This is a genomic window from Bradyrhizobium sp., from assembly GCF_035484855.1.
Classification (GTDB): Bacteria; Pseudomonadota; Alphaproteobacteria; order Rhizobiales; family Xanthobacteraceae; genus Bradyrhizobium.
Map to the genome: position 1 here is coordinate 1 of NZ_DATHOP010000223.1, position 20094 is coordinate 20094.

21 protein-coding genes and 1 pseudogene are annotated in these 20094 nt (G+C 64.5%); 6 read left to right on the plus strand and 16 right to left on the minus strand.

The window, feature by feature from the left end; genetic code table 11:
* The 4 genes and pseudogenes from VK804_RS25700 to ffh all read right to left on the minus strand — a co-directional run.
* Positions 1 to 267, minus strand: a pseudogene (locus tag VK804_RS25700) (tRNA (guanosine(37)-N1)-methyltransferase TrmD); the annotation flags it as partial.
* A gap of 110 nt (positions 268 to 377) precedes the next feature.
* Positions 378 to 890 (minus strand): ribosome maturation factor RimM, encoded by a 513-nt coding sequence (gene rimM / locus VK804_RS25705; RefSeq protein WP_325375450.1) that lies wholly within the window; start codon positions 888 to 890, stop codon positions 378 to 380.
* A gap of 19 nt (positions 891 to 909) precedes the next feature.
* The gene (gene rpsP, locus VK804_RS25710; protein ID WP_325375452.1) at positions 910 to 1272 is read right to left on the minus strand and encodes a 30S ribosomal protein S16; all 363 of its coding nucleotides are present in this window, start codon (positions 1270 to 1272) and stop codon (positions 910 to 912) included.
* A 149-nt stretch (positions 1273 to 1421) separates the two neighbouring features.
* A complete protein-coding gene (ffh, locus tag VK804_RS25715) occupies positions 1422 to 2978 on the minus strand; it encodes a signal recognition particle protein (RefSeq protein WP_325375454.1) in 1557 nt (518 codons plus the stop codon).
* Positions 2979 to 3413: 435 nt separating this feature from the next.
* Here ffh and VK804_RS25720 point away from each other — a divergent pair, with 435 nt between their 5' ends.
* Positions 3414 to 4478, plus strand: coding sequence for an MBL fold metallo-hydrolase (locus VK804_RS25720; protein ID WP_325375456.1), 1065 nt, complete (start codon positions 3414 to 3416; stop codon positions 4476 to 4478).
* 57 nt (positions 4479 to 4535) lie between these two features.
* On the opposite strand, the gene VK804_RS25725 is transcribed toward VK804_RS25720, so the two are convergent.
* From VK804_RS25725 to VK804_RS25750, 6 genes are all read right to left on the minus strand, one after another.
* Complete coding sequence (locus VK804_RS25725; RefSeq protein ID WP_325375458.1) at positions 4536 to 5825, minus strand: FAD-binding oxidoreductase; 1290 nt, start codon at positions 5823 to 5825, stop codon at positions 4536 to 4538.
* A 25-nt stretch (positions 5826 to 5850) separates the two neighbouring features.
* Positions 5851 to 6582, minus strand: coding sequence for an amino acid ABC transporter ATP-binding protein (locus VK804_RS25730; protein ID WP_325375460.1), 732 nt, complete (start codon positions 6580 to 6582; stop codon positions 5851 to 5853).
* Positions 6579 to 7232: an amino acid ABC transporter permease gene (locus VK804_RS25735; RefSeq protein WP_325375463.1), complete on the minus strand. Its 654-nt coding sequence runs from the start codon at positions 7230 to 7232 to the stop codon at positions 6579 to 6581. The genes VK804_RS25730 and VK804_RS25735 overlap by 4 nt, the downstream gene beginning before the upstream one ends.
* A 65-nt stretch (positions 7233 to 7297) precedes the next feature.
* Positions 7298 to 8065, minus strand: coding sequence for an ABC transporter substrate-binding protein (locus tag VK804_RS25740; RefSeq protein ID WP_325375465.1), 768 nt, complete (start codon positions 8063 to 8065; stop codon positions 7298 to 7300).
* A gap of 312 nt (positions 8066 to 8377) precedes the next feature.
* Positions 8378 to 9079 carry an SIMPL domain-containing protein gene (locus VK804_RS25745; protein WP_325375467.1) on the minus strand — a complete coding sequence of 234 codons (702 nt, stop codon included), beginning with the start codon at positions 9077 to 9079 and terminating at the stop codon, positions 8378 to 8380.
* 5 nt (positions 9080 to 9084) lie between these two features.
* Positions 9085 to 9759 (minus strand): GyrI-like domain-containing protein, encoded by a 675-nt coding sequence (locus VK804_RS25750; RefSeq protein ID WP_325375469.1) that lies wholly within the window; start codon positions 9757 to 9759, stop codon positions 9085 to 9087.
* 217 nt (positions 9760 to 9976) lie between these two features.
* On the opposite strand from VK804_RS25750, the gene dapF reads away from it, so the two are divergent.
* A complete protein-coding gene (gene dapF, locus VK804_RS25755) occupies positions 9977 to 10846 on the plus strand; it encodes a diaminopimelate epimerase (protein WP_325375471.1) in 870 nt (289 codons plus the stop codon).
* A 197-nt stretch (positions 10847 to 11043) separates the two neighbouring features.
* Entirely contained in the window at positions 11044 to 12285 is a 1242-nt protein-coding gene (mtaB, locus tag VK804_RS25760; protein WP_325375489.1) for a tRNA (N(6)-L-threonylcarbamoyladenosine(37)-C(2))-methylthiotransferase MtaB, read from the plus strand.
* Between the two features lie 41 nt (positions 12286 to 12326).
* Here the strand turns inward: mtaB and VK804_RS25765 are convergent, their stop codons facing one another.
* A complete protein-coding gene (locus VK804_RS25765; RefSeq protein WP_325375473.1) occupies positions 12327 to 13049 on the minus strand; it encodes an RNA pseudouridine synthase in 723 nt (240 codons plus the stop codon).
* 28 nt (positions 13050 to 13077) lie between these two features.
* Here VK804_RS25765 and ftsY point away from each other — a divergent pair, with 28 nt between their 5' ends.
* Entirely contained in the window at positions 13078 to 14022 is a 945-nt protein-coding gene (ftsY, locus tag VK804_RS25770) for a signal recognition particle-docking protein FtsY (RefSeq protein WP_325375475.1), read from the plus strand.
* Entirely contained in the window at positions 14022 to 14624 is a 603-nt protein-coding gene (locus tag VK804_RS25775; RefSeq protein WP_325375491.1) for a septation protein A, read from the plus strand. The genes ftsY and VK804_RS25775 overlap by 1 nt, the downstream gene beginning before the upstream one ends.
* A gap of 93 nt (positions 14625 to 14717) precedes the next feature.
* Here VK804_RS25775 and VK804_RS25780 read toward each other — a convergent pair whose 3' ends face one another.
* The 5 genes from VK804_RS25780 to ccmA form a co-directional block, all read right to left on the minus strand.
* Entirely contained in the window at positions 14718 to 15299 is a 582-nt protein-coding gene (locus tag VK804_RS25780; protein ID WP_325375477.1) for a DsbE family thiol:disulfide interchange protein, read from the minus strand.
* Entirely contained in the window at positions 15296 to 15475 is a 180-nt protein-coding gene (gene ccmD / locus VK804_RS25785) for a heme exporter protein CcmD (RefSeq protein WP_325375479.1), read from the minus strand. The genes VK804_RS25780 and ccmD overlap by 4 nt, the downstream gene beginning before the upstream one ends.
* On the minus strand, positions 15472 to 16236 hold the full coding sequence (ccsA, locus tag VK804_RS25790) for a cytochrome c biogenesis protein CcsA (protein WP_325375481.1): 765 nt from the start codon (positions 16234 to 16236) through the stop codon (positions 15472 to 15474). Before ccsA ends, ccmD begins: the two co-directional genes overlap by 4 nt.
* A gap of 80 nt (positions 16237 to 16316) precedes the next feature.
* Positions 16317 to 16985 (minus strand): heme exporter protein CcmB, encoded by a 669-nt coding sequence (gene ccmB, locus VK804_RS25795; RefSeq protein ID WP_325375483.1) that lies wholly within the window; start codon positions 16983 to 16985, stop codon positions 16317 to 16319.
* The gene (gene ccmA / locus VK804_RS25800) at positions 16982 to 17584 is read right to left on the minus strand and encodes a heme ABC exporter ATP-binding protein CcmA (RefSeq protein ID WP_325375485.1); all 603 of its coding nucleotides are present in this window, start codon (positions 17582 to 17584) and stop codon (positions 16982 to 16984) included. Before ccmA ends, ccmB begins: the two co-directional genes overlap by 4 nt.
* A 224-nt stretch (positions 17585 to 17808) precedes the next feature.
* Here ccmA and acnA point away from each other — a divergent pair.
* Positions 17809 to 20094 (plus strand): aconitate hydratase AcnA (gene acnA / locus VK804_RS25805; protein ID WP_325375487.1); only part of this gene is annotated, 2286 nt, incomplete at its 3' end.

Consider the following 20094-nt stretch of genomic DNA (forward strand, 5'->3'; position numbering starts at 1 on the left):
CGGGCTCATCAGCAGCCGCGGACGATCGGGGGCGATATCGGCTGCATCGATCGCCGCCGCCAGCACGTCGGCCCGCAGCACCATGCCGGGCCCGCCGCCGGCCGGCGTATCGTCGACGCTGCGGTGGCGGTCGGTGGCGGAGTCCCGGATATCGCGCGCGTCAAGCGCCCACAGTCCCGCGGCAAGCGCCTTGCCGGCGAGGCTGACGCCGAGCGGGCCGGGGAACATCTCCGGAAACAGGGTCAGCACGGTCGCGCGCCAGATCATTCGGAACCATCGCGATTTACAGGGAATGTCATACGCGGGCTTGACCCGCGTATCCATCGTCTTCGCGAGAAGATGGATCGCCGGATCAAGTCCGGCGATGACGACCGGAATTACGGTTCGTCGCCCTCTATCTCCGCGGGCAGTTCAATCACCACCCGTCCGTCCGCGAGATCGACCGTGGGCACCACCGCGTTGGTGAACGGCAGCAGCATGGTTGCGCCGTGCGGTGGGGCGATTTCGATGATGTCGCCGGCGCCGAAATTATGGATCGCGAGGACGCGCCCTAGCGGCTCGCCTGCGGCATTGACCGCGGCGAGACCGATCAGGTCGGTGTGATAGTATTCGTCTTCATCGGTGGCAGGCAGTTTGTCGCGCGCGATGTAGAGCTCGATGCCGTTGAGCCGCTCGGCTTCCTCGCGGGTTGCGACGCCCTTCAGCGTCGCCACCAGATGGCCCTTGGCTTCGCGGGCGGTCGCGATTTCAAACGAACGCGCGCCGTCCTTGGTCGCGAGCGAACCGTACTGCATCACGGCCAGCGGGTCGTCCGTAAACGTCCACAGTTTTACCTGGCCGCGCACGCCATGGGCGGCACCGATCCGGGCGATGCAGATCTGGGCCGCCATCGCCGCGCGCCGCCAGCGCTTATTTCTTGGCGGCGGCAGCGGCAGCCGAGGCGGCTGTGGCGGCGGCTTCGGCGTTGGCCTTGCGCTCCTTGCGCGGCACGGCCTTTTCCGGATTGTTGCGCGCGGCGCGCTTCACCACGCCGGCGGCATCGAGGAAGCGCGTCACCCGGTCCGACGGCTGCGCGCCCTTGGCGAGCCAGGCCTTGGTTTTGTCCATGTCGATCTTCAGCCGTGCCTCGTTGTCCTTCGGCAGCAGCGGATTGAAATGCCCGAGCCGTTCGATGAAGCGGCCGTCGCGCGGAAAGCGCGAATCGGCGACGACGACATGATAGACCGGACGCTTCTTGGTGCCTGCGCGGGCGAGGCGGATGACGACTGGCATGGGGTTCTCCTGGTGAGTGGGTGTGAGTTGGATTGAATGTTTCGTTTGATTAGTTCGTCATTGCGAGGAGCACTTGCGACGAAGCAATCCAGCTTCCTGCTCGCTGCGAGATGGATTGCTTCGCTTCGCTCGCAATGACGAAAAAAATCTCATTTCTTCTTCCCCAGTCCGGGGAAGCCGCCGAGGCCCGGCAGGTTCGGCTTGCCGCTCAAGCCCGTCAGTCCCGGCAAATTCGGCAGGCCGGAGCGAAGACCCGCCGGCAAATCCTTTGGCAGCGCCGGCATGCCGCCGGGACCGCCGCCGCCCGGCATCTTCTCGGCCAGCGCCTTCATCTGCTCGGGCGAGGGCATGCCGCCGCCACCGCCAAAACCCATCGCCTGCGCGATGCCCGCCAAGGGTCCGCGCTTGCCCGAACCCATGGCCTTCATCATGTCGGCCATGTTGCGATGCATCTTCAGCAGCTTGTTGACTTCCTCGACCTTCTGCCCGCTTCCCGCGGCGATGCGCTTCTTGCGGCTGGCTTTCAGGATGTCGGGGCTCTTGCGCTCCTGCCGCGTCATCGAATCGATGATGGCGACCTGGCGCTTGATGACGCGGTCATCGAGTCCGGCATTGGCGATCTGGTTCTTCATTTTCGCAATGCCGGGCATCATGCCCATCAATCCGGAAATGCCGCCCATGTTCGCCATCTGCAGCAATTGCTCGCGCATGTCCGTGAGGTCGAACTGGCCCTTGCGCATCCGCTCGGCGGTGCGCGCGGCCTTTTCCGCGTCGATATTGGCGGCGGCCTTTTCCACCAGCGACACCACGTCGCCCATGCCGAGGATGCGCCCGGCGATCCGGCTTGGGTGAAAATCCTCCAGCGCATCGGTCTTTTCGCCGGTGCCGATCAGTTTTATGGGTTTTCCGGTAACCGCACGCATCGACAGCGCAGCACCACCTCGGCCGTCGCCGTCCACCCGCGTCAGCACGATGCCGGTGAGGCCGACGCGCTCGTCGAAGGCGCGCGCGAGATTGACCGCGTCCTGCCCGGTCAGGGAATCCGCGACCAGCAGCACCTCGTGCGGATTGGCCGCGGATTTGATCTCGGCCGCCTCCGTCATCATCTCTTCGTCGAGCGTGGTACGCCCGGCGGTATCGAGCAACACCACGTCGTAGCCGCCGAGTCTTGCCGCCTCCAGCGCGCGCTTGGCGATCTGCGCCGGCTTCTGGCCGATCACGATCGGCAGGGTCTGGATGTCGAGGTCGCGGCCGAGCACGGCGAGCTGCTCCATCGCCGCCGGACGATAGATGTCGAGCGAGGCCATCAGCACCTTGCGCTTGTCGCGCTGGGTCAGGCGGCGGGCGAGTTTTGCAGTGGTGGTCGTTTTGCCGGAGCCTTGCAGCCCGACCATCATGATCGCGACCGGCGGCACCGCGTTGAGGTCGATGCTCTGGCCGTCGGAGCCCAGCGTTGCGATCAGTTCGTCATGGACGATCTTGACCACCATCTGGCCGGGGGTGACCGACTTGACCACGGTGGCGCCGATCGCCTGCTCGCGGACCTTTTCGGTAAAGCTCCTGACCACGTCGAGCGAGACGTCGGCTTCCAAGAGCGCGCGGCGCACCTCGCGCATCGCAGCGTCGACGTCAGCCTCCGTCAGCGCCCCGCGCCGCGTCAGCCGATCGAGAATGCCGCCAAGCTTTTCCGACAGATTGTCGAACACGTCCGCAGTCCTTCTTCACCTCTCCCCGCTTGAGGGGAGAGGTCGGATCGCCCACGGCGATCCGGGTGAGGGGGTACCGAAGCGAGAAGCAAGCAAGAGCCCCTCACCGTAGCCGATGCGTTGCATCGGTGTTTTTCTATCAAGTACGGCGGCCCTGAGGCCGCCTTTGCCCTCTCCCAGCGAAGGGCGGGGCGAGGGAGAAGATAGTCGTCCAAACATTTTCGCGCCCGAGGGCGCATCGCGCTGTCGGGCGTTGACCTCCGGCCTCAAGGGCCGGTCGGCGGGTCGAAAAGAAACTCCTTTTCGATGATTGGCGGCGTTAAACTCCTGCAAGGCCCAAAAGTCAAGGAAAGTCGCGGCAAAATGGCGTTTTCGTGAAGCCAAGGAAGTCGCTTGCCCCTTGCCGAAACGACCGAATTTGGGGCCAATCGGGGCATGAAGCTCACCCGTCGTCGTGTCCTGGGGCTGCTCGCGGGCGCTGCCGCCGCGATCGGCGTGCCGTCAGTGTGGATGTCCCGAATGAAAACCTATGCCGGGCCGGTCTCCGATCATTTCGACGGTGAGCGGTTCTTCGATCCCGATGGCATGCCGCCGAAATCGCTTACCGAGGTGCTGCGCTGGCAGTTCGGCCGCAACCGTCAGCGCCACGCCTGGCCGGAATGGGCGCCGAGCCCGTATGCCGACACGCCGCCGGAGCGTGTTGCCGGCGAAAAGGTGCGACTGTCCTTTGTCGGTCATGCGAGCTGGCTGATCCAGACCGCGGGGCTGAATATCCTGGTCGACCCGCTTTGGTCGATGCGCGCCTCGCCTTTCAGCTTTGCCGGTCCGAAGCGGCACAACGATCCCGGTATCGCCTTCGACAAGCTGCCCGAGATCGACGTCGTGCTGGTGTCGCATGGCCATTACGATCATCTCGACATTCCGACGCTCTCGATGCTGGCCGCCAAATTCTCGCCGCGCGTGATCACGCCGCTTGGCAATGACGTCACCATGCGCGGCGCAGACAGCGCGATCAGGGCCGAGGGTTTTGACTGGCACGATCGTGTCGAGCTTGGCAACGCTGTCGCGGTGACGCTGGTGCCGACCCGGCACTGGTCGGCGCGCGGACTGTTCGACCGCAACAAGACGTTGTGGGCGAGCTTTGTCATGGAAACACCCGCCGGCAAGCTCTACGTCGTCTGCGATTCCGGTTATGGCGAGGGCAAGCATTTCCGCCGCGTCGCCGACGCGCACGGCCCGCTGCGGCTGGCGATCCTCCCGATCGGCGCCTACGAGCCGCGCTGGTTCATGCGCGATCAGCATATGAATCCGTCGGATGCCGTGATGGCGCTCGGCGATTGCGGCGCGCAGGCTGCAGTGGCCAATCACCACGGCACGTTTCAACTAACCGACGAAGCGATCGACGCGCCGGTCACGGCGCTGCACGCCGCGCTCGATGAAGCAAAAATTCCGCGCGAAAAATTCGTCGCGCTGAAGCCGGGGCAGGTATTCGAGATTTGATTCTTGTCGTCCCTGCTTTCGCAGGGACGCGTGTTATGCAGCGTTTCTTCGCTCGCGCTAAAGTCCCAGCCGGTCGCGAATGCGGCCGTAGAGGACGGCGCTCTTCACCGCCAGCGGCCACAAGGCATGGAAGCGAATCGGCTTCACGGCCGTCACCGGCAGGTCGAGCTCGGCGGCTTCGCCCTCGATCAGCCGTCTTGCCAATTGCTTTCCCATGGCGGTGGCGAGCGCGACGCCGCGGCCGTTGCAGCCGAGATAGATGAGCGCACCCGCACCGGGTTCGTGGACATGGGGATAATGATCGGCCGTGATGGCGAGGCGGCTGTTCCAGCCGTGGGTCCAGCGGACGCTGCGAAGCGAAGGCCAGAGCCGCGCAGCGTAGCGCATGAGATAGGCAACCGCCTGGGGATCCCTGATCCATTGCATCGGGCCGCGGCCACCCATCAGCAGGCGGTTCGACGCATCGACCCGATAATAGACGGTGATATGGCCGCTTTCATAAAGCACCGATCGCGTCGGCATGATCTGCCGCGCGACGTCGTCGGGCAGCGTCTCGGTCGCGGTGATGGAGCTGAACACCGGCACGATGGTCCGGCGAAGATCGGGCCAGAGATCATCTGTAAAACCGTTGGTCGCGATCAGGACTTTTTCGGCCCTCACCACCGCGTGCGGCGTCTCGATGCGCCATCGCCCAGACTCACGCCGCAATGACACAGCCTTCGTCTGGCCGTGGACGGCGGCGCCGGCGGCGATCGCAGCGCGCGCCAGGCCGCGCGCAAAACTCAGCGGCTGCAGATCGCCGCCGCGGCGATCCAGCATGGCGTTGACGTATCGGTCCGTTCCCGTCGCTTCGCCAACGGCGTTTCGATCGAGCACGCTGACCGGCATGCCGCGGCGGCGGCACTGCTCCGCGGTGGCCTCGACGGCGGCTGCAGCGGTTTCGCGATAGGCCGCGCGCAGCGTGCCGTTCTGTCGCGCGTCACACTCGATTCCGAGGCGGCGGATCAGGTCGAGCGTGAAGGTCGGCGTGTCCCAGGCGAATGCGATCATCCGCCGACCGAGGTCGGCGCCGAATGTCGCCTCGATCGTGTCGGGATCGAATTTGAGCCCCGGGTTGAGCTGGCCGCCATTGTTGCCCGATGCGCCCCAGCCCGGTTCTCGTGCCTCGAGAACGATCGCGTCCGTGCCTTGCTCGGCCAGATGCAGCGCGGTCGACAATCCGGCAAAGCCGCCGCCGATGATGGCGACCGACACGACCCTGTCGACGTCGAGCGCCGGCGTCGGCACGGGCGGGACGGCGGTATCCGCATAGAGACTGGGCGGCCAGGCAGGAGGGGTGTGAGTCATTGTCGTACGATCCGCCAGCTTCACATCACAGGGGATGCAGCACGCGGCGCAGGAAATCCTGCGTCCGCGCGTGCTGCGGCTGATCGAGCAGGGATTTCGCCGCGCCCTGCTCGACGATGACGCCGCCGTCGATGAACAGCACCCGGTCGGCTACCTCCCTGGCAAACCCCATCTCGTGCGTCACCACGACCATGGTCATGCCGTCGTCGGCGAGCTTTCGCATCACCCCCAGCACGTCGCCGACCAGTTCGGGGTCGAGCGCCGACGTCGGCTCATCGAACAGGATCGCTCTCGGCTGCATCGCCAGCGCGCGCGCAATGGCGACGCGCTGCTGCTGGCCGCCGGAAAGCTGCGCCGGGTAGGCGTTGGCCTTGTCGGAAAGACCGACCTGCGCCAAAAGGGCGCGGCCGCGCTCGAGCGCTTCGGCGGGCGGAGCCTTCTTCACATAGATCGGTCCTTCAACGACGTTCTCGATCGCCGTTCGATGCGGAAACAGATTGAAGCGCTGGAACACCATCGATACCTGGGTCCGGATCGCGACGATCGAAGCGGCTTTGCTCTCGACCCGCGTTCCCTCCACCAGGATGTCGCCGGCATCATAACTCTCCAGGCCGTTGATGCAGCGCAGGATGGTCGACTTGCCGGAGCCCGACGGGCCGATGATGCAGACGACCTCGCTCTTCTCGACGGAAGCGCTGATGCCCTTGAGCACCTCGACCGCACCAAAGCTCTTGTGGACATTGCGAAGCTCGATCATCGGCGGCTCGCCCGCTTTTCGAGATGGCGAACCAGCAGGATCAGCGGAATGCTCATGGTGAGATACATCAGGGCGACGAGGGTAAACACGCTGGTGTTCTTGAACGTCGAGGAGGCGATCAGCTTGCCCTGCAGCGCCAGTTCCGCGACCGTGATGGTGGAGGCCTGCGAGGAATCCTTCAACAGCATGATCATGATGTTGCCGTAGGGCGGCAGCACGATCCGCACCGCCTGCGGCAGCACGACGCGACGCATGGTCAGCCACCAGCCCATGCCGATGGTCTGCGCGGCCTCGATTTGTCCCTTGTCGATCGCCTCGATGCCGGCGCGGAAATTTTCCGCCTGATAGGCCGAGTAGGCAATGCCGAGCCCGAGGATCGCGGCCTGCAACGCGGTCAGCGTGATGCCGAAATCCGGCATCACAAAATACAAATAGAACAACAGCACGATGATCGGGATGCCGCGGATCAAATTGATCAGGCCGGCGCTCACGCCCGACAGGACGCGGATTCCCGAGACCCGCATCATCGCCCAGACCAGGCCGAGAATGGTCGACAGCACCAGCGAGCCGACGGTGACGAGGATCGTCAGCCCTACGCCCTGCAGCAGGATCGGGAAAAATTCGCTCGCGTCAGCCAGGAACTTTTGCATTGATTGAGATCACGCGTTCCAATGCTCGCCCAAAACTGAGTAGCGCTTCGCGCCGCCTCGATCGATCAGGCGCCCTGAGCCTTGAGCCCCCATTTGCCGAGAATCTTTTCGACGGTGCCATCGGCCTTGAGCTTGGCCAGCGAGGTGTTGATCTTCTTGAGCAGGTCCGGATCGCCCTTGCGGACGCCGATGGCGACGGTGCCGACAGTGACCGGCTTGTAGGATTCGACCAGGCGGACTTCCGGAAAATTACCCTGCTTGAGGTTGTAGGCCAGGATCGGATAATCGGCGAAACCGGCCTTGAGACGGCCCGTGTTGACGTCGCGCAGGATGTCGGGGATGTTGTCGTACACCTTGACCTCGGCGAACAGCCCCGTCTTTTTCAGTGCATCGACAAAGGCCGTGCCGACCTGGGCGCCGACGACCTCGCCCTTCAGATCTTCCTGCGTCGCATAGTCCTTCTTGTCGGTCGCCGGCACCACCAGGCCTTCGCCATAGGTGTAGACGGCATCCGAGAAGTCGATCACCTCCTTGCGCGCCGAGGTAGCGAACATCGCCGCCGAGATGATGTCGATCTTGTTCGACGTCAGCGAGGCGACCAGCGTGGAGAACTGCATCGGCTCGATCTGGACCTGGAAGCCGGCATCCTTGCCGATCTCGGTGATGAGATCGACCATCAGGCCCTGGATGGAATTGGTCTTGGTGTCGAGGAAGGTGAAGGGAATGCCGGTCGGGGTCGAGCCGACCTTGAGCACCTGCTGCGCCCATCCCGTCGCCGGCAGGGTAACGGCGAGAGCAATGGTCGCGGCCTGAACGAGACGTTTGCAAAACATCGTATCCCTCCCACAAAATTCGCGCCGGCCCGTCGTCGATGACGAACCGGACTTTTCGTTTCGGCGTTCCGGTCTCGTTGACGAATGAATGGGGCATATCGCCAGCAGGCACGCAAGAGATTTCCAGGCGGAGAGAGGGCGGGAAATAACTAAATACCTCGCGCAAATCACATGCGGCGAGATCGCGGAGTCACGCGCGAAGTCATGCACGGTGCCTGCGCTCCCCTCCCCGCCACTTCGCTACGCGAAGCGGAGGGAGGGGAGAAGAGAGCGCTGCGGCGTATGAGCATCGGCCTTTGCGAGGGCGACGCATCACGGCCCCGGCTTGATCTCCCAGGACACGCTGACATTGACCTGCAGCGTCTCTTCGCCCTGCGCCACCGGAGTGGGAGGTGCGGGCATGCCGGCCGCGAACTTGCGAAACCCGATCGGGCCGGGCGCGTCTCCTTCGGAAATGCTGAGCGGCGCGCCGAGGGTGACGCCGGCGGCCTTGGCCAAAATCTCGGCCTTGCGGCGGGCGTCGGCGATCGCCTGCGCACGGGCGTCGTCGAGCAGTTTCGAGGCATTCGACACCGAGAAATCGATGCCGCCGATATCGGTGGCGCCGGCGCCCACCAGCATGTCGATCGTGCCGGCGACCTTGGCGACGTCGCGCAGGCGCACCGTGACCTGATTGCTGGCGCGGTAGCCGACGATGGAATTCGCCCCGCCGGTGCGGTTCGGCGCGCTTTCCGGCTGCAGCGACAGCCGGGAAGTCTGGATATCCTTGGCCTCGATGCCCGCGGCCTTGAGCGCCAGCAGCACCTGGCCCATCGCGGCATTGTTGGCTTCCGACGCCCCGCGCGCGGTCTTGGCCTCCGAGGTGACGCCGGCCTCGATCTGCGCCTGGTCGGGCGCCACCGATATCGTGGCTTCGCCCGAGACGGAAATCGCCGACGGCACGGCCTGCGCCGACGCGGGCGCGGCCCATACGATAGTCGCCGCGATGGCGATGAAAGGCGCGCAGCGCTTCATGGGCCTCACTTCAGCGGCACATAGACATTGATGACGAGCTTGTCTTCCGCGGTCTTCAGGGGATCGGTGATGTATTCCTCGATAAAGGTGTCCTTGGCTTCCAGCTTCTTGTCGTCGAGGTGATTGGTGATCGCCTCATAGGTGTTGTCCATATTGTCGTAGGAGCCGCGATGGACGAATTTCAAAGCCTTGCCGTCGGGCGATTTGCCCATGCTCATCGCCTTGGTCAGGTTCTTCGGATCCTGATCGACCGGAATTTCCGCCAGATACGTAAAGCCGGTGTCGTCGGTGGAGGTGTAGACGATCATGGCATTGCCTGACGGCTTGATGCCCTGCTTGTCGAGCAGCGCCGACAGCGACTTGAAGGAATCGATCAGGGCGTCGAACGCCGAATCCCAGTTGGCGTTGCCCTTCAGGACGATCACCGTCTTCGGCGCCAGCGTGATCTCCTCGCCGAAGGGATCGGCGGTCTGTACGGGCGCCTCGGCCGCCGGTGGCGCCGCCGAGGGGCTGGCCACAGGCGCCGGCGATGCCATCGGTGCGGGCGCCGGCGTCGCGGTCACGGTCGGGGCGGGCGAAGCCGAAGGCGCCTGCGCCAGCGCGCTGCCAAAGCCCAGCGCCATCGCGGCGAACGGGATCAGCGTTGTCATGACGAGGCGAAACGGGGGGCGGCAATTCATCGAATTTCTCCAAAGCCTCATCCAATGGGGCCGTTCGCTCGAGCGTCCCGGCTCAGGCCGCGAAGGCACCGGCAGGTTAACACGCGGAGGGCGTCCTCGTCCCATGACAGATAATTCATGGCCCTGCGTCCCCGGCAGGGGGCGGCGACACAGAATCACCATACTGGCCAATCCACCCCCACTCGCCATATAAGGCTGGCATCATTCGGGAAATTCCATGAGCGCGCTCGCCAACCACGCGTTTGCCAAGATGAACGGTATCGGCAACGAAATCGTCGTGGTCGATCTGCGCGACGCGCCTGCCGCGGTGACCTCAGAGGAAGCGCGCGCGGTGGCCCAGCCGGCGGGGGTGCCTTACGACCAGCTGATGGTGCTGCAGCCGCCGCGGCTTGCCGGCACCGAGGCCTTCATCCGCATCTACAACAATGACGGCTCGGAGGCCGCCGCCTGCGGCAACGGCATGCGCTGCGTGGTGAAGCGGCTGTTCGAGGCGACCGGCCAGACCTCGGCCACCTTCGAGACCCGGGCCGGGCTGTTGAATTGCTGGCAGGGCGAGGCGGACCTCTACACCGTCGACATGGGGCCGCCAAAGTTCGGCTGGAAGGACATTCCGCTGGCGGAAGAATTCCGCGACACCCGTTCGATCGAGCTGCAGATCGGCCCGATCGACGCGCCGGTGCTGCACACCCCGTCGGTGGTCAGCATGGGCAATCCGCATGCGATCTTCTGGGTCGACGACGTCGACGCCTACGATCTCGCTCGCTTCGGCCCGCTGCTGGAAAATCACCCGATCTTCCCCGAACGCGCCAACATCACGCTGGCGCACATTGTCGATCGCGATCACATCACGATCCGCACCTGGGAACGCGGCGCGGGACTGACAAAAGCCTGCGGCTCGGCGGCCTGCGCCGCCGCCGTCGCCGCGGCGCGGCTCCGGCGCGCCAATCGCATCGTCAGGATTTCGCTGCCCGGCGGCGAGCTCGAAATCGAGTGGCGCGAGGGTGACGACCACGTGCTGATGACGGGAACGGCGACCTTCGAATATGAAGGCCGCTTCGATCCGGCGCTGTTCGCCTCCGTCGCCTAGATCATATGAGTCCAACACAAGTACCATCGACCACTTCTCCCTCTCCCCGCTTTTCGCGGGGAGAGGGTCGGGGTGAGGGGCTCTCTCAGGGAGCGCGACTCGTGGAGAGTCCCCCTCACCCGGATTGCATTGCATGCAATCCGACCTCTCCCCGCAAGCGGGGCGAGGTAAACGAATTTGCGCCAGCCCCCGTCGAGATCGTCACCTTCGGCTGCCGTCTCAACGCCTTCGAATCCGAAGTGATTGCGCGAGAGGCTGAAGGCGCCGGGCTCACCGACACCATCGTCATCAACAGCTGCGCGGTCACCAACGAGGCCGTGGCGCAAGCGCGGCAGTCGATCCGGCGGTTGAAGCGCGAGCGGCCTTCCTCGCGCATCGTCGTCACCGGCTGCGCGGCGCAGACCCAGGCCGAAATGTTCGCTGATATGGCCGAGGTGGATCGCGTGCTCGGCAACGACGACAAGATGCGCGGCGAGGCCTGGCGCGATGCGCGGGCGGCATTTGACCTCGGCAGCCATGAAAAGATCGCGGTCAGCGACATCATGTCGGTCCGGGCGATGGCGCCGCATCTGGTCGATGGATTTCAGAACGGCCTGCCCCGGGTGTTCGTGCAGGTCCAGAACGGCTGCGATCACCGCTGCACCTTCTGCATCATCCCCTATGGCCGCGGCAATTCGCGTTCGGTGCCGATGGGGGCGGTGGTCGAGCAGGTCCGCGCGCTGGTTGCGTGCGGCCACGCCGAGATCGTGCTGACCGGCGTCGACCTGACGAGCTATGGCGCGGATTTGCCGGGCGCCCCGAAGCTCGGTCAACTGACGAAACAGATCCTGCGGCACGTGCCGGAGCTGAAGCGGTTGCGGATTTCATCGGTGGATTCGATCGAGGTCGACCGCGACCTGCTGGACGTGATCGCGGACGACGAGCGCCTGATGCCGCATTTGCATCTGTCGCTGCAATCCGGCGACGATCTGGTGTTGAAGCGGATGAAGCGGCGGCATTCCCGAAAGGATGCGATCGATTTCTGCGCGCAGCTGCGGCGGTTGCGGCCCGACATCGCACTCGGCGCCGATATCATCGCGGGCTTTCCGACGGAAACCGAGGAGATGTTCGCCCGCTCCATCGATCTGGTGGAGGAATGCGACCTCACCTTCCTCCACGTATTCCCCTATTCGCCGCGGCCGGGCACGCCGGCGGCCCGAATGCCGCAGGTGAATGGCCTCGCGATCAAGGAGCGTGCGAAGCGGCTGCGCGCGGCGGCAGAGGCGGCATTGCAGAAGCGGCTGGCATCGGAGATCGGGGCGACACGCGAAGTCCTGATCGAAAGCGCCACCCAGGGCCGCACCGAACATTTCGTCCCCGTTGCGATCAGCGGGGAGGCGCCCGGTGCTGTGCGGAGGCTAACGATCAGCGGGATCGATGGCGCAAGGCTGACTGTGTGAGGTACCTCAACTTGTCAAGCCCGGCCATGACGAGTCTTGAACTACTCCCCCATCCACCCACACGCCCGCAGCCGCTGCAGCAGATGCGCCGGCGCCGGCGCGGTCACACGCACCGGGTCCTTGTTCCTCGAAATCGGGATCACGATCTCGCGGGAATGCAGATGCAGCCGCGGCTCGCCGAAGCGCGGACCGTTACCGTAGATGTTGTCACCTATGATCGGCCAGCCCATCGCGGAAGCGTGCACGCGCAATTGATGGGTGCGGCCGGTGACCGGCTCCAGCGCGAGCCAGGCCAGGCCGTCGCCGCGGCCGAGCACCTTCCAGTTGGTGACGGCCGTCTGTCCCTCCGGATCGGGCTTCTGCCACCAGCCGCGCTCGGCATTGAGGCGGCCGAGCGGCATGTCGATGGTGCCCTCGGCCGCAACAGGCCCGCCCTCGACCAATGCCCAGTAGGTCTTCGAGATCTTGCCATGCTTGAACAGCAGGCCAAGCGATGCGGTCGCCTTGCGATGCCGCCCCAAGACGAGGCAGCCGGAGGTATCCTTGTCGAGCCGGTGGGCCAGCACCGGCGGCCGCGGCAGCCCGAATCGCAGCGCATCGAAGGAGGATTCGAGGTTGGCGCCGCCCTTGGGCCCGCGATGCACCGGCAGGCCGACGGGCTTGTCGATCACCAGCATCAAGCCGTCGCGATGGAGCACGCGGGCCTGGATTTCCTCCGCGGTCAGTTCGGGAACCTCACCGCTTCGCTCGAGGCTTTCGCTCATGGGACGAAACCGCTAACACACCCCCGCCATGAACGATACCACTGACGGAACGACAAAACTGAGCTGGTGGCGGCGGCTGTCCGGCGGGTTGAAGCGAACTTCGAATTCGCTTTCGACCGCGGTCGCCGATCTCGTCACCAAGCGCAAGCTCGACCGCGCGATGCTCGAGGACATCGAGGACGTGTTGCTGCGCGCTGATCTGGGGACCGAGGTGGCGGCGCGGATCGCAGCCGCGGTCGGCCACGGCCGCTACGACAAGGCGATCACCGCGGACGACGTGAAAGCGGTGGTCGCGGCCGAGGTCGAGAAGGTGCTCGCGCCGGTGGCGAAACCGCTCGTCATCGACGGGACGAAAAAGCCGTTCGTCATTCTCGTGGTCGGCGTCAATGGCTCCGGCAAGACCACCACCATCGGCAAGCTCGCGGCAAAGCTTGCCGCCGAAGGCCGCAAGGTGATGCTGGCGGCCGGCGACACGTTTCGCGCGGCGGCGATCGAGCAATTGAAGATCTGGGGCGAGCGCACCAAATCGCCGGTCATATCAGGCGCGCAGGGCTCTGATTCAGCAAGCCTTGCGTTCAACGCGCTGACCGCGGCGCGCGAGCAGAAATTCGACGTGCTGCTGATCGATACCGCGGGCCGGCTGCAGAACAAGGCCGAGCTGATGAACGAACTCGAAAAGGTCGTGCGCGTCATCCGCAAGGTCGATGCCTCGGCGCCGCATGCGGTGCTGCTGGTGCTGGACGCCACGGTGGGGCAAAATGCGCTGTCGCAGGTCGAGGCGTTTCATCGTACCGCTGATGTCAGCGGCCTCGTGATGACCAAACTCGACGGCACCGCGCGCGGCGGCATCTTGGTGGCGCTGGCGGAGAAGTTCAAACTGCCGGTGCATTTCATCGGCGTCGGCGAGGGCATCGATGATCTCGCCGCCTTCACCGCGCGGGATTTCGCGCAGGCGATCGCAGGGATTGAATGATGGACAAGACCACGCCGCATCCGCTGTTCAAGCTTGCAACCGAACTCGGGCCGCTGATGGTGTTCTTCGTTGCCAACGCCAAATTCCATCTGTTCGTGGCGACCGGCGCGTTCATGGTGGCGGTGGTGGCGGCGATGATCGCGTCTTATCTGGTGACGCGGCACGTGCCGATCATGGCGCTGGTGACCGGCGTCGTCGTCATCGTGTTCGGCACGCTGACCTTGGTGCTGCACGACGAGACCTTCATCAAGGTCAAGCCGACCATCATCTACGGCCTGTTCGCCCTGATCCTCGGCGGCGGGCTGTTGTTCGGCCGCTCCTTCATCGCCATCATGTTCGACCAGATGTTCAATCTGACGCCGCAGGGCTGGCGCATCCTCACGCTGCGCTGGGCGCTGTTCTTCCTTGCGATGGCGATCCTGAACGAGATCATCTGGCGCACCCAGAGCACCGATTTCTGGGTCGGCTTCAAGGCATTCGGCGTGATCCCGCTGACCATGATATTTGCCGTCACCCAGATGCCGCTGATCAAGCGCTATCATCTCGAGCCGGCCTCGCTCGAAGCGAGCGAGGCGGCGGAGGGGGATGTGAGCAAGGGGTAAACCGTCATTCCGGGGCGATGCGCAGCATCGAACCCGGAATCTCGAGCTTCCGGGTCTGGTCCTTCGGACCATCCCGGAATGACGACTACGTCGTCACTTCAGCGCCTTGTCGATCGCGTCCTTGAGCACGCTGTTGATATTGTCAGGGGTTACCGGGCCGACCAGCTTGTAGACGATGGTGCCGTCGCGGCCGACGACGAAGGTTTCCGGCACGCCGTAGACGCCCCATTCGATCGCGGCGCGGCCGTTGCCGTCGACGCCGACGATGCCATAGGGATTGCCGTAGCGGCCGAGAAAGCGCCGCGCATTGTCGGGCCCGTCCTTGTAGTTGATGCCGACCACCTGCAGCCGCGTGTCCTTGCCGAGTTCGGTCAGCAGCGGCGCCTCGTCGTGGCATGGGATGCACCATGAGGCCCAGACGTTGACGAGGCTGACCTTGCCCTTGAACATGGCGGGATCGAGCCCGGGCACCGCCGCGCCATTGTTGACGAGGCCGGTCAGTGGCGGCAGCACGGTTTGCGGCGCCGGATGGCCGATCAGGGCGGAGGGAATTCTCGACGGATCGCCGTCGCCCAGCCGAAACCAGAACAGCGCGGCCAGTGCTGCGAAGGCGAGCAGCGGCAGCGCCATCAGCCAGGAGCGGCGCCGGGGCAGTTGGTCCGGGGTAGCGCTCATGGGTTGCCCTCTTCCGTGCGCTGCGACCGCCGCGTCAAGCCGCGGCCTTCCAGATCGGCAAGGATGCGCCGCTGGGCGTGAAAGTCGAGCGCGACCCAGGCAAACAGCAGGATGACCACGACCACCGCGACCGCGTAGGAACCGATGATGAAGCCGGCATGTTCGCCAAGGTTCATGCGGGCCTCTCGTCGGCGTACATCAGCCGCAAGCTGCGAACCCGCCGCCGCAATATCTCGTTCCGCATCGCCGCGACCTGGAGGGTCACGAACAGCAGCGTGAAGGCCACCGTCGAGATCAACAGCGTGACCAGGATCGGCGTGTCGAGTTTCGGTCCCCCGCTGACGAACACCGACGAGGTCTGGTGCAGCGTGTATTGCCCTTCCCGCCACTCCACCGAGAATTTGATGATCGGCAGGATGACCGCTCCGGCAAGCGTCAGGATGGCCGCCGCGCGGGCCGCGCGGGCGGGATCCTCGATGGTGCGGACCAGCGCAATGACCACGAGATACTGGATCAGCAGCATCAGGACCGAACTCAGCCGCGCGTCCAGAACCATGTATTCCAGCGGCAGGTTGCCGCCGCCGGCCCAACTGGCGCGGCCCCATAACCAGCCGGTCACGAAACAGACGAATGTAAAGGCGGCGCCGACCGGAGCCGTCGCCTTGGCGGCGACGTCGGCGAGCGGGTGGCGCCAGACCAGCGTGCCCAGGGCAGCGACGCTCATGGCCGCCCAGCCGAACATGCCAAGCCACGCCGTCGGCACATGGATGAACATGATTTCGATGGTTTGCCGCTGCTCGTAGGGAGCAAGCGAGATGGTAAATAATCGGTAGCAGGTCAGCGCGAAAGCGACGGCAGTCACACCATAGAGCCACGGCAGGACGCGTCCGGCGAAAGCCAGAAAGCGCGACGGGTTGGCAAGGTCGATCAAAGCCATAGAGTGGGTGTCTTACTGAGTGTTCGCCGAGGCCGCAACAAGGCAGGCCCGAGCCAGGATACACGCGAAGAGTTCCGGTTTTACTCCATCTCGAGCCGGAGTGCGGCGGCCGCGGCAAGCGGACCCGCTACAAAACTCATCACGGTTAGCGCGCACAGAATCGTGAACGATGCGCCAAAAGTCTCCGCACCCGTGATCGCCGCGCTCGATGCGGCGACACCGAAAATAAGGACCGGCACCGTCAGCGGCAAGGCCAGCACCGCGAGCAAAAGTCCGCCGCGGCGGAGCGACACGGTGAGCGCCGCGCCGATCACGCCTGTAAATGTGAGCGCCGGCGTGCCGACGGCAAGCGTCAGCGTCACGGCTAGGCTTTCAGAGGGTTCGAGGTTGAGCAGCATTCCCAGGAATGGCGAGGCGACCACCAGTGGAAGACCGGTGGTGAGCCATTGCGCGGCGGCCTTGGCGGCGACCGTCAGTTCCAGCGGCGAGCGCGCCATCAGGATCAGGTCGAGCGAGCCATCCTCGCGGTCGGTCGCAAACAGGCTGTCGAGACTGAGCAGGTTCGCGAGCAACGCGCCGATCCACAGCGTGACGGGTGCGACGCGCACCAGCAACGCCGGCTCGGGGCCGATCGCAAACGGCGTCAGAACCACGACGATCAGAAAGAACAGCACGCCGATCAGCGCCCCGCCGCCCGCCCGCAGCGCGATTCGGATGTCCCTCGTGAGCAATGCGGCCAGCGCGGTCATGCGGCGCCCCCGATCCGCAATTCGGGCGCGGCAATCCCGAGCGGCGCATGGGTGGCGGCGATGATCAGGCCGCCGCGCCCGAGATGCTCACCCATCAGGCCGGCAAACAGGGCTTGCCCATCGGCATCGAGCGCGCTGGTGGGTTCGTCGAGCAGCCAGATCGGCCGGCGCACCGCGAGCAGCCGGGCGATCGAGAGCCGGCGCCGCTGGCCGGCGGACAGATACGCCGCCGGCAATTCGGCGGCATGATCGAGCCCGACCGCGGCAAGGCTTTCAGCGGCGTCCGACACCTCGCCGCCCAAAAAATCCCGCCAGAATTCGAGGTTCTCCATCACGCTCAAAGCGGGTTTCAGGGCGTCGCGGTGGCCGAGATAATGCGCTTGTTCAGCCAGCGTCAGCTCGTTCTCGCCGCCTTCCAGGACGATCGATCCGCTGGCGAGCGTCAGTAGCCCTGCGATCATCCGCAGCAGCGAGGTTTTGCCCGCGCCATTGGCGCCGGTCACGGCCAGCGCGCCACCCGAAGCGGCCTCGAAATCGAGGCCGGAAAACACCTCGCGGCCGCCCCGCACACACCTGACGCCGGACCCTGCGAGCCGCATATTGGCCTTTCACAGCCCTCTGGAAACCTGTGGCTACCGCAGCAGAATTATTGGGTACCGCAAGGCTGCCGCACGCTTGTCGGTGTGGCGGTGCCACTGGAATGATTCTATAAGCCGGAACTTGATGCAGCACACAATCCGCGTCTGCAAGCCTTCAGGGCCCACCTCGCTGACGGTGTTAAAATACCCTTGCCGGGCATAACTGACAATTGGGATTTCCTCACATGACCTCGCTCGACAGCTTCAAAAGCCAGAAGACCCTCAAGGTCGGCGGCAAGACCTACGTCTATTACAGCCTGCCCGCCGCCGAGAAGAACGGTCTCAAGGGAATCTCCAAACTCCCTTATTCCATGAAGGTGCTCTTGGAAAACCTGCTGCGCAATGAAGACGGCCGCACCGTCAAGAAGGACGACATCGTCGCGGTCTCGAAATGGCTGAAGAAGCGCAAGCTCGAACATGAAATCGCCTTCCGCCCCGCGCGCGTGCTGATGCAGGATTTCACCGGCGTGCCGGCGGTAGTCGATCTGGCGGCGATGCGCAACGCCATGCAGTCGCTCGGCGGCGATGCCGAGAAGATCAATCCGCTGGTGCCGGTCGATCTCGTCATCGACCACAGTGTGATCGTGAACTTCTTCGGCGACAACAAGGCGTTCGCCAAGAACGTGGTCGAGGAATACAAGCAGAACCAGGAGCGCTACGAATTCCTGAAATGGGGCCAGCGCGCGTTCTCGAATTTCTCCGTGGTGCCGCCCGGCACCGGCATCTGCCACCAGGTCAATCTCGAATATCTCGCGCAGACGGTGTGGACCCGCAAGGAGAAGATGACGGTCGGCAAGAAGACCGCAACCTTCGAGGTCGCCTATCCGGACTCGCTGGTCGGCACTGATTCGCACACCACCATGGTCAACGGCCTCGCCGTGCTCGGCTGGGGCGTCGGCGGCATCGAGGCGGAAGCCTGCATGCTGGGCCAGCCGCTGTCGATGCTGCTGCCCGAAGTGGTCGGCTTCAAGCTCAAGGGGCAGATGAAGGAAGGCGTCACCGCTACCGACCTGGTGCTGACGGTGACGCAGATGCTGCGCAAGCAGGGTGTGGTCGGAAAATTCGTCGAGTTTTACGGTCCCGGTCTCGATTACCTTTCGGTCGCGGACAAGGCGACCATCGGCAACATGGCGCCGGAATATGGCGCGACCTGCGGCTACTTCCCCGTCGACGCCGAGACCATCGATTACCTGAAGACCTCCGGCCGCAAGGCTGACCGCGTCGCGCTTGTGGTCGCCTATGCCAAGGCGCAAGGCCTGTTCCGCACCGCCAAGTCGCCCGATCCGGTGTTCACCGAAACCCTCACCCTCGATCTCGGCGACGTGGTGCCCTCGATGGCGGGACCGAAACGCCCCGAAGGCCGTGTCGCGCTGCCCGCGGTTGGCGAAGGTTTTACTGCTGCGATGACATCCGAATACAAGAAGGCCACGGAGGCCTCGAAGCGCTATTCGGTGGAGAACAGGAATTTCGATCTCGGCCATGGCGACGTGGTGATCGCGGCGATCACTTCCTGCACCAACACCTCCAATCCGAGCGTGCTGATCGGCGCCGGCCTGTTGGCGCGCAACGCCGCCGCCAAGGGCCTGACTGCAAAGCCATGGGTCAAGACCTCGCTGGCGCCGGGCAGCCAGGTGGTTGCGGAATATCTCGCCAATTCCGGACTGCAGCTCGAACTCGACAAGGTCGGCTTCAATCTGGTCGGCTTCGGCTGCACCACCTGCATCGGCAATTCGGGCCCGCTGCCGGAAGAAATTTCGAAGTCGATCAACGACAACGGCATCATCGCCGCCGCGGTGCTGTCGGGTAATCGCAATTTCGAGGGCCGCGTCAGCCCGGACGTGCAGGCCAATTATCTCGCCTCGCCGCCGCTGGTGGTGGCGCACGCGTTGGCCGGAACGGTGACGAAGAATCTCGCCACCGAACCGCTCGGCACCGGCAGGGACGGCAAGCCGGTTTACCTCAGGGATATCTGGCCGACGACAAAGGAGATCAACGCCTTCATGAAGAAGTACGTCACCTCGACGATCTTCAAGAAGCGCTACGCCGACGTGTTCAAGGGCGACACCAACTGGCGCAAGATCAAGACCGTGGACAGCGAAACCTATCGCTGGAACATGAGCTCGACCTATGTGCAGAACCCGCCTTACTTCGAAGGCATGAAGAAAGAGCCGGACCCGATCGTCGACGTGGTCGATGCGCGGATCCTCGCGATGTTCGGTGACAAGATCACCACCGATCACATCTCGCCGGCCGGCGCGATCAAGCTGACGTCGCCTGCCGGAAAATATCTGTCCGAGCATCAGGTGCGTCAGGCCGACTTCAACCAATACGGCACGCGTCGCGGCAATCATCAAATCATGATGCGCGGCACCTTCGCCAATATCCGCATCAAGAACTTCATGCTCAAGGGCGCCGACGGCAATATCCCCGAAGGCGGCCTGACCAAGCATTGGCCCGACGGCGAGCAGATG